Origin of the sequence: Mesorhizobium sp. M0772 (assembly GCF_040320135.1) — a bacterium.
Lineage (GTDB): Bacteria > Pseudomonadota > Alphaproteobacteria > Rhizobiales > Rhizobiaceae > Mesorhizobium.
Map to the genome: position 1 here is coordinate 1 of NZ_JAMYPB010000061.1, position 12,391 is coordinate 12,391.

At 60.0% G+C, this 12,391-nt stretch carries 14 protein-coding genes and 1 pseudogene; 7 read left to right on the forward strand and 8 right to left on the reverse strand.

The window, feature by feature from the left end; genetic code table 11:
- Positions 1 to 123: 123 nt before the first annotated feature.
- Positions 124 to 594, reverse strand: a pseudogene (locus NKI06_RS27310) (transposase family protein); the annotation flags it as partial.
- 90 nt (positions 595 to 684) lie between these two features.
- On the opposite strand from NKI06_RS27310, the gene NKI06_RS27315 reads away from it, so the two are divergent.
- Positions 685 to 888, forward strand: coding sequence for a DUF6471 domain-containing protein (locus NKI06_RS27315; protein WP_352812854.1), 204 nt, complete (start codon positions 685 to 687; stop codon positions 886 to 888).
- Positions 889 to 1,538: 650 nt separating this feature from the next.
- On the opposite strand, the gene NKI06_RS27320 is transcribed toward NKI06_RS27315, so the two are convergent.
- The 6 genes from NKI06_RS27320 to hemP all read right to left on the reverse strand — a co-directional run bounded on the left by NKI06_RS27320 (position 1,539) and on the right by hemP (position 7,276).
- Positions 1,539 to 2,036, reverse strand: coding sequence for a hypothetical protein (locus NKI06_RS27320; protein ID WP_352987685.1), 498 nt, complete (start codon positions 2,034 to 2,036; stop codon positions 1,539 to 1,541).
- Positions 2,037 to 2,811: 775 nt separating this feature from the next.
- Positions 2,812 to 3,423 carry a nitrogen fixation protein NifQ gene (locus NKI06_RS27325; RefSeq protein ID WP_352889828.1) on the reverse strand — a complete coding sequence of 204 codons (612 nt, stop codon included), beginning with the start codon at positions 3,421 to 3,423 and terminating at the stop codon, positions 2,812 to 2,814.
- Positions 3,424 to 3,755: 332 nt separating this feature from the next.
- A complete protein-coding gene (locus NKI06_RS27330; RefSeq protein ID WP_081725572.1) occupies positions 3,756 to 3,947 on the reverse strand; it encodes a ferredoxin in 192 nt (63 codons plus the stop codon).
- 40 nt (positions 3,948 to 3,987) lie between these two features.
- Positions 3,988 to 5,205 (reverse strand): cytochrome P450, encoded by a 1,218-nt coding sequence (locus tag NKI06_RS27335; protein WP_023727121.1) that lies wholly within the window; start codon positions 5,203 to 5,205, stop codon positions 3,988 to 3,990.
- A gap of 844 nt (positions 5,206 to 6,049) precedes the next feature.
- Positions 6,050 to 7,141: a hemin-degrading factor gene (locus NKI06_RS27340; RefSeq protein WP_023672205.1), complete on the reverse strand. Its 1,092-nt coding sequence runs from the start codon at positions 7,139 to 7,141 to the stop codon at positions 6,050 to 6,052.
- A 30-nt stretch (positions 7,142 to 7,171) separates the two neighbouring features.
- Positions 7,172 to 7,276, reverse strand: a complete 105-nt coding sequence (gene hemP / locus NKI06_RS27345) for a hemin uptake protein HemP (protein ID WP_023685012.1) — start codon at positions 7,274 to 7,276, stop codon at positions 7,172 to 7,174.
- Positions 7,277 to 7,812: 536 nt separating this feature from the next.
- Here hemP and NKI06_RS27350 point away from each other — a divergent pair.
- From NKI06_RS27350 to nifW, 5 genes are read left to right on the forward strand one after another with little or no spacing between them, the layout of a single operon-like run.
- Positions 7,813 to 8,133 (forward strand): HesB/IscA family protein, encoded by a 321-nt coding sequence (locus NKI06_RS27350; protein WP_023672207.1) that lies wholly within the window; start codon positions 7,813 to 7,815, stop codon positions 8,131 to 8,133.
- Between the two features lie 55 nt (positions 8,134 to 8,188).
- Positions 8,189 to 8,539, forward strand: coding sequence for a hypothetical protein (locus NKI06_RS27355; protein ID WP_352987686.1), 351 nt, complete (start codon positions 8,189 to 8,191; stop codon positions 8,537 to 8,539).
- A gap of 36 nt (positions 8,540 to 8,575) precedes the next feature.
- Positions 8,576 to 9,742: a cysteine desulfurase NifS gene (gene nifS, locus NKI06_RS27360; RefSeq protein ID WP_023702840.1), complete on the forward strand. Its 1,167-nt coding sequence runs from the start codon at positions 8,576 to 8,578 to the stop codon at positions 9,740 to 9,742.
- A 25-nt stretch (positions 9,743 to 9,767) separates the two neighbouring features.
- Positions 9,768 to 10,976 (forward strand): homocitrate synthase, encoded by a 1,209-nt coding sequence (nifV, locus tag NKI06_RS27365; RefSeq protein ID WP_032997499.1) that lies wholly within the window; start codon positions 9,768 to 9,770, stop codon positions 10,974 to 10,976.
- A complete protein-coding gene (gene nifW, locus NKI06_RS27370) occupies positions 10,973 to 11,353 on the forward strand; it encodes a nitrogenase stabilizing/protective protein NifW (protein WP_023687348.1) in 381 nt (126 codons plus the stop codon). The genes nifV and nifW overlap by 4 nt, the downstream gene beginning before the upstream one ends.
- 52 nt (positions 11,354 to 11,405) lie before the next feature.
- Here nifW and NKI06_RS27375 read toward each other — a convergent pair whose 3' ends face one another.
- A complete protein-coding gene (locus tag NKI06_RS27375) occupies positions 11,406 to 11,615 on the reverse strand; it encodes a hypothetical protein (protein ID WP_023708822.1) in 210 nt (69 codons plus the stop codon).
- Between NKI06_RS27375 and NKI06_RS27380 the strand changes: the two genes are divergently transcribed.
- Entirely contained in the window at positions 11,539 to 12,390 is an 852-nt protein-coding gene (locus tag NKI06_RS27380; RefSeq protein WP_023672212.1) for an electron transfer flavoprotein subunit beta/FixA family protein, read from the forward strand. The two genes, NKI06_RS27375 and NKI06_RS27380, sit on opposite strands and share 77 nt — an antisense overlap.
- Position 12,391: the final 1 nt, after the last annotated feature.

Genomic DNA, 12,391 nt, shown 5'->3' on the forward strand with positions numbered 1-12,391 from the left:
AAAACGACCTCCGCCGTTGGCTGGGGGCGGGGTTCTGTTTTAAACCAACACGCGAACGCCCCCCCAAGTGGGCTGAAAAAAACCCCCCCCCGCGGGGTGCGCCCCGCCCCACACGCGCGCCCCCGCGGCGCCCACCACGCCACCAAAGTAAGCGCCGTCAATCTCGACCTCGCCTTCAAGGGTTTCGTTCTTGGTTTCAGCCGACAGGCTTCGCGCAGCTTGTGAGCCAGCACAAAGGCGGTCTTGTACTGCACGTCCAGATCGCGAGAGAACTGGACCGCCGACATGCCCTTCGCGCCGTTAACAAACAGGCAGATCGCGGCGAGCAGATCGACAAACGACAGCTTGCGCCAAGGCGAAGATCGTGCCCTCGTAACCGAGAACTGCGCCCCCGCAAGCGGCGCACTTGAACTTGCGACGGGTCGGAATGTCGTAATGATCCAGGCACCCGCATTTCCGGCAAACAGGCTCGCCTTGAGTCGAAGCCCAGCGAAGGCGCTTGAACGCGTCGTAAGCCTTTTCCTCGCCACCCTTGTAAATCTCTTTCAGAGAAAGGGAGCGGCTTTCGGCGGAAAGGAGGAAGTGTTGGGCTATTGTCATCATATCCGTTATATGCGGGGCTTGTATCGCCAAATACAGGGGCCTGTACCACCGACTGTGATGATATTTTTTTGAGGCGAGGCTATGGCAGGCAAGGACGACCCGCAGACCGTCGAATACGAGACGAAAGCCAAGAACCTTTTGAAGTCAGAGTTGAAGCGGAAGGGCGTCACCTATGCCCAACTCGCCGAAAAATTGGCGACTATGAACATTCACGAAACCGAGCGTAATTTGAACAACAAAATAAGCCGGGGGGCTTTAGCGCTGCCTTCTTACTGCAATGCTTAGACGCTATCGGGGCATCCTCATTGCGGCTTTCGGAGTAGTTTTACTCGGGGCGGCTTTACCGCCAGACGAGCGCAAGAGCACTCAGCCCCAACATTCCGAACAGCATCAAGAGACCATAGGCAACCCTGTTGCGGCAAGCCCTCCGCCTATGGCGAGATCACTTATACGAGCGTCAACGGGATCACCGACCAATTCGGATTTATCTACCGCTACTCGCCTCCCGGCAATACGTTCCATTTGCAGGACATTCCCGGCTACACCTACCGCCACCGTGACGTGAAGAAACATAAGCAAAACGATGACTTATCGGCCTTAGACTTGCTCCGAACGCGTAAAAGCGGCCTCGGGCGGTTGCAAGATCGCTACAATGTTTATTTTTGATATCCGCTCGGTAAGGCGCTTTTCGCTTAAGCAACTAGGCGTTCTCACATTTTTTGTTCAAGAACAAGGCGTTACACAACTTGCCTACGAGGCGAAAGCGCCTTAAGTGTCAACGTTTACATACGCGAAAGTGCCTAAACATCCTGCCTGCTGCGGATGGAAAAACGCTGACTGTAAAAGCCCGCCAACCTTTCGGCGGGCGGGCTTCCACTGCCGGAACTGGAGAGTGTCATGTCGACAGCCCCGACAGGTCGGAAAGGGGTCGCTGGTTAGCGGCGCGAGATCAGCAAGCAGAGCCGGCGCAGCTCACGATCATAGGTATCTTCGTTGCTAAGCACTTCGACGCAGCGCTTCTTCATCCGAGTGACCTGGGCGTTCGACATATCCCCGACAACGCTAGCCAGATTCGGGTTGCTCGAAGCGGTCGGGTTGCTGGGGTTGGCGGCTGGATTGGTTCCAACGCCGACATTTACGTCGGTACCGACCCCGGTGACGACACCGACATTGGCGCGGCCGGTGCCGATGGAAGCAGTCGCTCCGCCAGTGCCGCCGACGGAGGCTGCGGCATTTGCCCCAGAACCGCCTAGGGATACGCTAGCCGTAGCGCCGCTGTTGCCGCCCACATTAGCGCTGGCGCCTCCGCTGCCGACGGATACCCGGTCGACGCCTCCGACATTAATTCCAGCTGCAGTCGCTGGCATGCAAAGAATTACGAGAACACATCCGGCAGTCAGACTGCCCGTAAGAATTTCAAAAATTCTTGCCATAGTACGCCTCCTTGTTGCCTTGCAAAGGATGGGACATTTTTTGGGACCTACGGACCCCATAGTGACGCACTAGAGTTGAAAAACAACTTAACGGCCCGCGAAAGATTCGTTCTTGGATCATTACTTGGTAATTCTCAGGAGTCAGATATAATAAAATTTTACTTTGGCTCCTACGTGATTTTTCCATTTGTCAGATAATATCATTCCCTAAGCACTCCAGGTGCGGTGCAACAAGGTTCAGGGATGACCGTCCGGCGATCAGTTAGCGGCTACTACCGCCGATCGGACATACAACGCTATATTAGCACCTTTTGACGAACCCGACCGGCGGGCCGAGCCAGAATCCCGTCAGCGCAAAACCTGCAAAATCGCTTCCGATGCTCGCCATTGACTAGCACGGAGGAAGTTCTGAGCGCCAAACACGGTGACCATCAACCTACGGCCGCTGGTAACTGTCGACGTCGAGCATTTCGCCTGGTTGAAAGCTATGTGGCGCCGAAGCGGAAGAAAACACTGCAGACCCCGTTTCGTCCGGCCTGCTCAAGATCGCGCAACGTGTCCTTCAACTCCTTGCGCTTGTAGCGATTGATGATGCCGGCTTAGGTTGTGGCGGCATCTAACAAACATTCGACTCGCGCCTGCCATGACGACGACCCGCCGAAGCGAGCATCGCGAGCGCACAGTATTCAAATCCCCCAAGGCGTCCGTCGAGATTTGACAACAGACAGATGGCGCGGCCCGAGCTCTGACGCTGTACGACTGACGCAAGCGGCTCTCAACCCTGGGCGTTGTCCTTGGTCCGTGTGAGGCGGCTTTCGCCTTCCTCCGGGCCGAAGCAGCTTTCGAAATCATTGCAGTCCCGGCAACTGGGGGAGCTGCACAGCGAAAAGCCTTCGGCCTCGCAGAGCTTTCGGTAAAAGTATTTTTTCCATTTCATGTTTTGGGTGTTGCCGGCCGCCAGCGTCGGAAAATGCGAGGCGAGCAGGCGGCCGAGGTCGCTTCGACTAAAAAGGCCAAGGTCTTGCCAGAGGTGGTCATTGCGCATGGCACGCCGGGCGATGATCTTGGCGAAGCGGGCGCTTGCCTTGTCGTCGGGCCGGGCATGCGCCAGCAGCAGTCCGCGCAGAAGTTCTTCTTCCAGATCCGGCTCAGGCTCGCTCCCCTCTTCCAAGGCAAACGCGTTGATAGGAAAAGCAGGGAAACAGCGGGACAGGACATCGCGCAACTCGGCGCGCGAAAGTCCGGTTGCCTCCGTCGCCGTCGCCTCGCCGGCCTCGATCTCCTCGAGCGCACGTGAAAGCACACAGGCAAGCACATGCTGGTCGAACCTTCTCTCCAGCTGCGGCCATTGGCCGGTGCTGAGCCGGGCATAATGTTGGGCAAATATGGTGCGTTCTCCTGGTTTCGCCCTATCAAATCATGCAGAGACCCGGCCTGCCGCAACATGGGTCGGGCAGTTCTTCGGTACGGCACTCCGGGTCGCCTCGCGTCGAGTAGTTCGGCAATTCTCGTCTGGTCCATCGGCTCTGGCGCAAATTCTGTGATTCGAAGAGGTTCGCGAACCCCGGCCCTGCCGTTTGCGCCTCACGGGGAACACTGGCGCCGGAATTTGCCCCGCAGAGTTGGACGTGAACCGTGCGGGACAGAGGTCGCGTGCTGAGTGCGGCCACATGGTTCAAGCCGCCAGACTCACGGTTGAATGCTGTCTCATCCAGAGCGTCAGCGAGTGAGTTCCAGCGCACGTTCAGGACAGGATCGCGCGCCTCGTGATGCAGGCAGTTCCTCCCCTTCCGCAACTTCAATGTCACCAGGCAGGATGTAACCATCATTATCGAGTTTAAAGATGTCCGGCGCTTGCGCCGCGCATCGCGCGTGGCCCTGGCATTTGGCCTTTTGGACGATGATGCGCATGGCGCTGCCTCCATTGTCTGTGCCCGGGCTCGGGGCGGGCCTAAGACCAGTCCAGGATCAAATTTTCGATCCCGAACACATGGCCGCCAGAAGTTATCGGCGCCGTACCCTGCTTGATCCTGAAAGCCGGGATGCGCGCCAGCCACTCCTCCAGGCCAATGACAATCTCGCGCCGGGCAAGGTGTGAGCCAAGGCAACGGTGGGGACCATAGCCAAACGCTGCGTGGCGGTTGTCCTCCCGCTCCAAATCAATCGTGTTGGGGCATTCGAATTCCGCCGGGTCACGATTGGCAATCATCGTGGCGCAGGAAACATAGTCCCCCTTCCGGATCGGCGCGCCTTCGAAGTCGATATCTTTCGTGGCCACGCGGATCAACTGAATGGGCGGATAGGCCCGCAGCAATTCTTCGGTTGCGAGCGGGATGCGGTCCGGTTCGCTCCGCAGCAATTGCTGATCTTTGAGGTTGCGTGCGAGGTACGCCAAGTCAAAGCCTATAGCTGCTGCGACCGTGTCGAGCCCAGCGACGAAGACAAGCACGCCGATGCCGCGGACTTGGGTGTCAGTCAGCCGGCGGCCCTCGACCTGTGCCTGCACTATAAAGGTCATGAAATCGTCAACCGCCTCATCGCGGCGCATGGCTGCAAGTTCGTCGATGAATGCCACGATCGTCCGGGCAGCCACAGGTCGTTCCTTGTCGTCGCCGTGGAGCAGATCTTTCCCCCAGCCGACGAATGTATCGAGTCGGTCATCAGGCAACCCCAGAAAGCGAAGAAAGGTGCTCACCGCGAAAGGAAAGGCAAAATCCTTCATCACGTCGCAGCTTGTGCGCGACGCGGCGATCCTTTCGATCAGCTCGACCGCCCGTTCGCGGACAGCCGGTTCCAAAGCCAACACCCGCTTTGGCGAAAGCAGCGGATTAAGCAGTGAGCGAAAGACGCCATGGGCCGGTGGATCGAGCTCAAGCGGGATCGTCGGCCAGTTCTCACCCAGTATGGAGGAGAAGATGCTGCGATGGCTGGAAAAAGTCTCTGCGTCCTGCAGCACCTTCCGCTGGTCCGCGGCACGGGTGATGACCCAGGTACCCCGGCCATCTTGCGTGTTGTAGCGGGAGTAAAAGATCGGAGGCCCGTCATGTACGCAAGCGACAGCTGCGTGTGGATCCCCGTTGGGTGTTGGTGGCATCCCTGGCGATGTAAACAGGCTGAAGTCCCTCACCATTTCGGGCGGGACATGATCTGGAACGGGGTTGGTCGCCATTTTGTTTTCTCTACATTGGCGTTCATGGCTCAATTGAGATTGCACCGCTGTTCATAAAGTCGATTTCCAGCATGGGCACGTCTCTTGTCGGGCGCCTTCTAGATTCTGTCGCCTGATACAGCCCACCTGCACCAGCGCGGATGAGATGGGTTGCGAAGTCGATCAGAGGGGCATCTCCGCCGCGCTCCGGTCATGAAGCAAAGCGGCCGCTTCCTCGTTAGGGTTGAGAGACTGGTCAATCACCTCTGCCCTGCTGATCAAATTGTCGAAGCAAGTCGCGTGCCGGATAGGGTAGCCATGGCGGTGCACCAAGCAATGCCAGCCTGCGCTGGGTCTGCCGCTGATGATCACCCGTCCATCATTCTTATGACAACGTCCGACAACCGACATCCGTGGTCGGTTTTGTCGAGCCCGCGACATCGGGCTGTTCGGCTTGGCTGTTGCTGCACAGCCTGCCGGTCGACGAGCGAGTAGATCGCTCGCACGGCCCGGATTGAGCAATGACGCGATCCAGCGCAAGGATCGGGTGCGGTCCGAGAAGACCCGACGGCGCTTGCGCGAGACGATCGGAAATATCAAAAAGGTCAAGCCGCGCTTCGGTTCGGCGCTGATGGCGTATGCGTTTTATCGCTCGCAGGCGCTGCAAGGCTTTTCCGGCAGACGGCGATGCACTCGTGCGCACCGGTGCCGACCGGCGACCAGCTTGACTGTATAGATGCGGTCCATTCCGGCGTGCATCACCTGACCATGCGCATGCGCTACGACGGCATCCTTTCCGCTCATGGACCTAGATTTGCTCGCGAGCCGCTGTCGGAACGTGGTGCTGAGTCCTATCGCGGCCAATTCAATCCGAGGACCTGTCGGCAGTCAACACACCCCTGGAGGTCGGACCGGGAACGCGTGGCAGACTCTCGGCCAGAAACCGCCAGTCGCTGCCCTCGCGTTCGCCTTCCTTGCGCGTGCCGAAGAACTGGATGATCATCTTGCCGTCCGCGCCATAGGCTTCAATGGACGTAACGTGACCATCCCTCGTCGGCTTGCGCACGGCCCAGACCTCGCGGATGCGATGGGTCCTAAGATGCAGATGGAAGGTCTCTTCGAGCACATTGATCCGCGGCCCGATCTGCTTGACCGACCTGATCGGGCCGGAATGGATCTGAATGCAACCACGATTGCCGACAAAGCACATGATCGGCATCTCGTCTTCGGCCGCCTGTTGGAACAGGGCGCCAATGGCATCATTGTCGAGTAGCCAGGCGTCATCCTCGTCGGCCATACGCATCGCCTGGCAGCGGCTGAGCTTCAGTGTCTTCAACATATGGTAGAACTGATGCACGTCGCTTAGCCGGCCCCAGTGCTCGCGTAGGTCGTCGACCGTGGTGGCGTGGTCTGGACTCACTGCGTTATCGCGCGCCCCGCTCGCCTCGAGCGATATGATCGGCTCCTGGTCGGGGGATACAAGCTCTGCCGTCAGATCCTGATAGGCCTGCAGGTTCGAGGCGGGCGTGAGATGAGCTTTGTGCATCGCCTCGCCGGTGGCATCAAAGAATTGCAGGCTGCGGCGGATCTCGGCCCCCTCGCGCTTCTCGACGGCGAAGCCATACGCCCACGCTTTCGGGAAGATGCGCAGGTCGATCTCGTCGCCGAGCAGTATGGCATGCTGGTTGCCGGTGACCACTTTGCCGTAGACGCCAATCTTTTGGTGCACGGCACTTTCGTTGCTGGTGACCGCCATCACCTCGCCGACCGCTTCGAGGCCGGTCAGCAGATCATCGACGCGCGGCTCGATGCGCACCGCGCCGTGACCACAATGCGCCGCGACCAACTCGGCTTCCGAAATGCCCAATCGAGCGGCGAGATCATGCTCCCGGATCTTCGGATTGTCTTTGCACGCCCGCCGGATTTCGTCGGGCGACGGTTTCTCGCGTTGGTCCATGCTTACCCCTGTTTCTACGACGTGTGAGGATCATCTGCCCTGCCCGGGAATCTTCAGCCGATAAGGCGCGCCGAAATGCTCGATCCTGATCTGCTGCTGGCCCATGAACAAGGTGTCGCTGGACAGCGTGCGCACGGCGTCGCACCGATGCGAAAACCGGCGAGCAGCCACATGCCGATGGCATCCCATCGAGCCGGTCGGCGGCTACTGGGCGGTGGTGAGCCAGTATGGATGTTGTCGCAATCGGCCAAGCGGGCATTCGGATGCCACGAGCGGCGCTGCTTTGCCAACAACGCGTATCTGACCACGGTCCTGACATGTTACTCCCTTGCTTCGCCCCATCCATCGCGATGGCACCCACGGCATGGTTGTGGATCGGCATGCTCTTGCCGTCTCGCCAAACGGAGCTTCAAAAACCGTGCCAATTGCGCCGAGGCAAGCTCAGAAGAAGTTCTGTCCTTGGTGATGTGAGTTCACCCAAGAACTCAGGCCAACATCCCTCGTGCCGGACCCGACAAACCCGACAGCACGTGTCGATTGGCCGACACCTTATCAGCAATCAAGAGGCACCAGTGCGAGAGATGCCGCGCTGTGTTGAAACGTTTTTTGGCTTTGGCACGGTGCATGCAACGTGATGGGCAAGCAGGTCGCGGACTGAGGAGAATGGAGCCATGATTACGCTCACCGACAACGCTGTTGCCGCCTTCAAGACTGCTCTTTGCCGTGCCAGCGAGCCGGCGGAAGGCTTTCGCATTATGGTCGAGGCCGGCGGCTGCGCAGGCTTCAAATACTTAATGGGCCTGGAGAGCGTGTCGCGCGAGGGCGACGCGATCACTGACACAGATGGGGTCAAGCTGTTCGTGGACGCGGGCTCCCAACCCCATGTAGCCGGCATGACCGTCGACTTCCTCACCGGGCTCCAATCTTCCGGTTTTGTCTTCGATAACCCCAATGCGCGCGAAAAGTGCGGCTGCGGCAAGTCCTTCAGTTAAACGCCCGAAGCGCCTGTGCGGCCGACAGAGTGATTTTGCGGCAGAGGAGACTTATATGGCCGGCACAACAGATGTCCCCGTCCTAAAAAACAAGACAAGGGCAAAGCCGATCTCGGGACCGCCATTCGCTCCCAGTAGGATTCAAAGAACGTCGCCTCCCGAAGCAGCTCGGTTCCTGGTGGCACCCGAGCTGCTTGCGGACAAATCGCGCCGCTGCGCCAAATTCGGCTCATCGGTAGCGTTATCGCGTTCGGGCGTCCTTACCTGCGGGCTGACCTACGGCCACTGCGAACATGTCCATATCGACGGAGATCCGGTTTACGTCAAACACTCCGGGCGCCTGCGCGCGCTGCCAGTTCAAATGATCATCAACGGCATGCGCCAGAGGCTCAACGAGTCGGTCTAGCGCTCGCGTCATTCTGTTTAACTGAGGATCGCACCTATGAAGCCTGTCTACCTCGACAACAACGCAACCACACGGGTCGATCCTGAGGTCGTGCAAGCGATGTTGCCGTTCTTTAGGGATCAATTCGGCAACCCTTCGTCGGCACACGCTCTTGGCGCCTCAGTCAGTGCGGCGGTGAAAAAGGCGCGGAGGCAGTTGCAAGCTCTGATCGGCGCGGAGTTCGAGGATGAGATCACTTTCACCTCGGGTGGGACAGAAAGCGACAATGCAGCGCTTCTTTCAGCGCTCGAGGCGGCGCCCAACCGAACCGAGATCGTGACGTCCGCGGTCGAGCATCCCGCCGTGCTGACGCTCTGCGCGCATCTTGAGAAGACCCGCCGCCTCAAGGTGCACAGGATCCCGGTGGATTGCCGTGGTCGGCTCGATCTCGACGCCTATATGGCCGCCCTCACCCCACAGGTTGCAATCGTGTCAATAATGTGGGCGAACAACGAGACTGGTGTGATCTTCCCCGTGGCAAGGCTTTCCGAGTTGGCCAAGGAAGTGGGCGCCCTATTCCATACCGATGCTGTGCAGGCGGTCGGCAAGCTTCCGATGGACCTGAAGTCGACCGCAATCGACATGCTGTCGCTCTCCGGCCACAAGCTGCACGGGCCGAAAGGGATCGGTGCGCTTTTCGTAAAACGTGGCGTCGATTTCCATTCGCTGATCAAGGGGGGTCACCAAGAGCACAACCGGCGTGCTGGAACCGAGAATACGCCCGGCATAGCCGGGCTCGGCACGGCGGCCGAACTCGCCTTGAAATTCATGGACGACGAGACCACACGGGTAAAGTCGCTCCGCGATCGCCTGGAGGGCGGGATCCTCCAGCGCATCCCAAGCACCTGTGTCACTGGTGATCCCTTGCAACGGTTGCCCAACACCGCAAACATCTCCTTCGAACATGTCGAAAGTGATGGAATTCCACTTCTCCTCAGCCGCATTGGCATCGCGTGTTCCTCTGGCTCGGCCTGCACCTCCGGCTCTCTGGAACCAAGCCATGTCCTAAGCGCGATGAAAACGCCACACGCGGCAGTCCGCTTCTCCTTGGCGCGGGACAACAGCGAAGAGGACATCGACCGGGTGCTCGAGGTCATGCCGGGAATCGTGGGGAAGCTGCGCAGCTTTTCCGGTTCTGGGCCGGGTAGTCCGGTCTATGCGTGAGCCGCAGAAGAACAGGCTGCCTGTCATGACCGGTCGTGTCTCCCTCAACGATACGACCTTGCGCGATGGCGAGCAGGCGCCGGGCGTCGCCTTCACCACGACGGAAAAGCTGGAGATCGCTGAGTCTCTTGCGGCGGCTGGCGTGACAGAGATCGAGATCGGCACGCCGGTCATGGGCGTCGACGAGATGGAAACAATTCGCGCCGTGGTAGCGCGGCGTCTTCCGGTTCGGCTCATGGCCTGGTGCCGGATGACGTCGTTGGATCTCGATGCAGCGATCGAGAGCGGCGTCCAAGCGGTCAATTTGTCGCTGCCTGCGTCGGACATCCAACTTGCCGCCAAGCTCGGCCTCGACAAGGCGGGAGCGCTCCAGGTCATCGATCATATGGTCAGGCGCGCCGCCGATGCCGGCTTCTTCGTCGCGGTGGGCTGCGAGGATGCCTCGCGGGCCAATCGGGATCATCTCGCCCGCGTCATCGAGACGGCCGCACGCGCCGGCGCAAGCCGCGTGAGGCTGGCCGACACAGTCGGTGTTCTCGACCCGTTTTCGACCTTCGAACTTGTCGCCCAGCTCGTGGTGCAGTCTCCAATCGACCTTGAATTTCATGCGCACAACGATCTCGGACTTGCTGGCGCCAACACGCTGGCGGCGATCCGCGCAGGCGCGCGCCATGCCTCCGTCACCGTGCTGGGGCTCGGCGAGCGTGCGGGCAATGCCGCGCTGGAGGAGGTGGCCGCCGCAATGGCAGTCTTCGACGGCGCAGACACCGGCATTGAGCTGACCGCATTGCCCGGCCTCGCCGCCCAGGTGGCTTGGGCCGCCCGCCGGCAGACCGCAGCCACTAAGCCGATCGTCGGCGCCGATGTTTTCACCCACGAATCCGGCATTCACGTCGCAGGGCTGCTGAAGGACTCGCGTACTTATCAGGGGCTCGATCCGACTCTCGTGGGCCGCTGCCGGCGGATCGTCATCGGCAAGCATTCCGGCGCCACTGCGATTGCCCATGTGCTGAGCGAAAGCGGTCGCGATCTCGACCCGGATCTGGCAGCCGCGATGTTGGCCCGCGTCCGACGCGAGGCGGCCGAGACCAAATCGACCGTCACTGCAACTCGACTGGTCGAGCTCTACGATGGAATGTGCAGCGAGCCATCCCTCATCGAGCTGTGCGGGTCCAAGTCAGCCGTGCGCGAGCGCACAGAGGCCACAGTTTTGCGACCAGGAAGAATGCAATGAATTGTTCCGCTGACAGCCGCCCCATGGATGTCACCGACATCCTCGCACGACTGAAGCGCTTGTCGGCTGCAGAGGAATTCTTCTCAGTCCTAGGCGTCGCCTATGACCCGAAGGTACTGAATGTCTCGCGGCTCCATATCATGAAGCGTGTGGGCCAATACCTCGCCGAAGAAGATTTCTCCGGTCTGCCCGACCAGGTGATTGCCGCGAGGGTGCGCGCGACGCTCGAACGAGCTTACGAGGACTTTGCGATTTCCTCGCCGCTCACGCATCGGATTTTCAAGGTGCTCAAGGACCACGATCCGAACAAACCTGCCGCGCCGGGTCACACCTTTGTTCCGTTCGACTCGGTACTGAAGCGGTTCGGACGGGAATGATCGGCGACAAGGGTGCGACGCGACAATGTCGAGCAGCCGCCAAATGCGGTCATCACCACAGCGCCGTCAGAAGCAACCAGCCGAAGTTGTAGGAAAGGGGGAGCGCAAGAGACTTGGCACGAATAATGCGGACAAAGGAGATAACCGCAATGCCGGACCCGGACAGGAGCCTAGAGAAACCGCCAATGCACATCGTAATCTGCATCAAGCAGGTGCCGGACTCGGCACAGATAAGGGTCCATCCGGTCACGAACACGATCATGCGCCAGGGTGTTCCGACCATCATCAACCCTTACGACCTGTTCGCCCTCGAAGAAGCGCTCAGACTGCGCGACGCACATGGCGGCGAAGTCACTGTGCTCACCATGGGTCCGCCCATGGCAGAGGACGCGCTGCGCAAGGCGCTCGGTTACGGCGCCGACCGAGCGGTGCTCTTGACCGACCGCTATTTCGCCGGCTCCGACACGCTGGCAACCTCGTTCGCCCTTTCCCAGGCAATCGCGAAGATTGGCGAGACGTTCGGCACGCCAGACCTCGTCTTCACCGGCAAGCAGACGATCGATGGCGACACCGCCCAGGTCGGGCCCGGCATCGCCAAGCGCCTCGGACTCCTGCAACTGACCTATGTCGCGAAGATCCCGTCTGTCGACCTTGCTGCACGCGAGATCAAGGTCGAGCGCCGTTCCGAAGGCGGCACACAGATGCTGAAGAGCAGGCTCCCTTGCCTCATCACCATGCTGGAAGGCACAAACGAGATCCGCCGGGGCTCGATCCAGGACGCCTTGTGCGCCGCGCGCAGCCAGGTCTTGAAATGGAGCGCGGCCGACGCCGGCATTGAGGATCTCACCAAATGCGGCCTGCGCGGTTCACCGACGGTCGTCAAACGTGTTTTCGCCCCTCCTGCTCGAGCTGAAAAGGCGGCACAAATCGACACCGCCGAGAAGGCCTTGCGCGATGTCGCTGACGAACTCATCACCGCAATCTTCACCCGCCAGCCGGCGCTGGAACATGAGCTCGCCTTTAACGGCGGCGCGTGAC

Bases quoted from the DNA above. Each gene is read 5' to 3' on its own strand.
- NKI06_RS27315 (WP_352812854.1), top strand. From the start codon at position 685: ATGGCAGGCAAGGACGACCCGCAGACCGTCGAATACGAGACGAAAGCC.
- NKI06_RS27320 (WP_352987685.1), bottom strand. From the start codon at position 2,036: ATGGCAAGAATTTTTGAAATTCTTACGGGCAGTCTGACTGCCGGATGT.
- NKI06_RS27330 (WP_081725572.1), bottom strand. From the start codon at position 3,947: ATGCGCATCATCGTCCAAAAGGCCAAATGCCAGGGCCACGCGCGATGC.
- NKI06_RS27335 (WP_023727121.1), bottom strand. From the start codon at position 5,205: ATGGCGACCAACCCCGTTCCAGATCATGTCCCGCCCGAAATGGTGAGG.
- NKI06_RS27340 (WP_023672205.1), bottom strand. From the start codon at position 7,141: ATGGACCAACGCGAGAAACCGTCGCCCGACGAAATCCGGCGGGCGTGC.
- NKI06_RS27350 (WP_023672207.1), top strand. From the start codon at position 7,813: ATGATTACGCTCACCGACAACGCTGTTGCCGCCTTCAAGACTGCTCTT.
- NKI06_RS27355 (WP_352987686.1), top strand. From the start codon at position 8,189: ATGGCCGGCACAACAGATGTCCCCGTCCTAAAAAACAAGACAAGGGCA.
- nifS (WP_023702840.1), top strand. From the start codon at position 8,576: ATGAAGCCTGTCTACCTCGACAACAACGCAACCACACGGGTCGATCCT.
- nifV (WP_032997499.1), top strand. From the start codon at position 9,768: ATGACCGGTCGTGTCTCCCTCAACGATACGACCTTGCGCGATGGCGAG.
- nifW (WP_023687348.1), top strand. From the start codon at position 10,973: ATGAATTGTTCCGCTGACAGCCGCCCCATGGATGTCACCGACATCCTC.
- NKI06_RS27380 (WP_023672212.1), top strand. From the start codon at position 11,539: ATGCACATCGTAATCTGCATCAAGCAGGTGCCGGACTCGGCACAGATA.
- NKI06_RS27375 (WP_023708822.1), bottom strand. From the start codon at position 11,615: ATGATCGTGTTCGTGACCGGATGGACCCTTATCTGTGCCGAGTCCGGC.